Source organism: Sulfoacidibacillus ferrooxidans (genome assembly GCF_022606465.1).
GTDB lineage: Bacteria > Bacillota > Bacilli > Alicyclobacillales > SLC66 > Sulfoacidibacillus > Sulfoacidibacillus ferrooxidans.
The window spans coordinates 1-1,759 of the sequence record NZ_JALBUF010000048.1 but is presented as its reverse complement, the minus strand read 5'-3'; the positions used below and the strand labels follow the sequence as shown (position 1 = coordinate 1,759).

Below are 1,759 nucleotides of genomic sequence, written 5' to 3'. Positions count from 1 at the left end.
TGGAGACCTCCGAAAAAGTCAAGATAAAACGCCGATAGATGTCCATATATATCTATATATAGTGTATAATAGAAATATAGAATCGTTTGGGAGGTATCTTCGATGCTTCGTAAAGATAACGGGAAACAAATCTCTGGTTTTGATCAATATTATTATGACAAGGTGATCCCTCAACATCATTTATTACGGAATATCGCTCAGCACATTGATTTTTCTTTTATTCGAAACTTGTTAGCCGATCAATACTCTGCTGACTATGGCCGTCCTGCTGAAGATCCAGTGTTTCTTTTCAAAATTTGTCTTTTAGAATATCTATATACTCTTTCCGATGTTCAAGTGATTAGTCATATTCAAGTGAACTTGGCTTATCGATGGTTTTTAGATTTGAACATAGACGATGAATTACCAGATGATAGTACGATTAGTTATTTTCGTGTGAAACGTGTTGGATTGGAGAAATTCCAGGATATCTTTAAGCGTTTAGTGGATCAGTGCATCGAACATGGATTCATATCGGCTACGTCTAAACGATCGATTATGGATTCCACCCATATCATTGCCGACGTTGCTATCCCCACATGGCTTTCTCTGGTTCGGCAAGCATATAGGAGGGTTCTTATCGATGTAAGCTCAATCAATCAGGAGATATCCCAAAAGTTTGAACAACGAATGATTGATCTCTGGGAGGAACTCAAAGGGAAAACTCGAGACGAGAAATTACCAGTGATCCTCCAACTTGCCAGTGAGCTCGTGGACATCGCGGAGCCGCTGTTACACGAAGAAAAGCAACCGAACGAAGCTCTCGTTACCCTCAAGAAAGTCATTTCTGATCGTGATGAGGATGCTACCGATCGCCTCATCAGCGTTGTGGACACCCATGCGCGTACGGGACACAAATCAGATATGCGCAAAATCCAAGGTTATAAGGACCATATCATGATCGATGAAGAAACCGAAATCATCACAGCAGTAAAGGTAACTCCGGCCAACGCCGAAGATGGCGATCAACTGATCGACCTCATCAAACAATTTCAAGATCATTATGGATTCTTGCCTAAAGAACTTTCGGCTGATAAAGGGTACTGGTTCGGAAAAAACCTTCGCTTTCTCCAAGAAAATAATATGATTGGTCATATAAGCTGGATGAAAACGAAACAACAGGTGTCCGGTCTATTTACTCCTGAACACTTTCATTTTGACCTAGAAAATATGCAAGTAACTTGTCCCAACGGTATCGTTAGCCATTCTTACAGAGATCGAACCAAGGCGAAAGAAGATCGGGCCGGATATGAATTTCGATTTACCAAAACTCAGTGCCAAGATTGCCCGTTAAGAGCGCAATGTACAACAAGTAAAAGTATCCGCAATGTATTTATCAGCGATTATTACGCTGAATTTCAACAAGCACGTGAACACTATAAAACAGATGAGTATAAGGAAGCTAGGAAAAGTCGATGGTTAATTGAGCGTCGCCATGCAGATAAAGTACGGAACCACGGTCTCAGACGCAGCCGCTATCGCGGTTTAGAGAGAGCCTATATCCATGCATTGATGAGCACAATTGCTTCTAACGTTAAGAGAATGACTAAGCTAATCATGGAAAAACGAAAACAGGAGCGGTCTGCCCTTTTGGTTACTTCATGATAAAAAAATGAATAGAATATGCATCTGTGATCAAGCTTATAGTCTCAAAAGTGATCAAATAGAGTTACATTCGATAAAAAATATTGATTATACCCCACTTTTTCAGAGGTCTCCC

General features: G+C 40.4%; 1 protein-coding gene. It reads left to right on the top strand.

Annotated elements, in window-relative coordinates:
- Positions 1-102: 102 nt before the first annotated feature.
- Positions 103-1,644: an IS1182 family transposase gene (locus MM817_RS16245; protein WP_241717073.1), complete on the top strand. Its 1,542-nt coding sequence runs from the start codon at positions 103-105 to the stop codon at positions 1,642-1,644.
- Positions 1,645-1,759 lie beyond the last annotated feature (115 nt).

Excerpts from the sequence above, each read along its gene's own strand:
- MM817_RS16245 (WP_241717073.1), top strand. The coding sequence starts at position 103 with ATGCTTCGTAAAGATAACGGGAAACAAATCTCTGGTTTTGATCAATAT.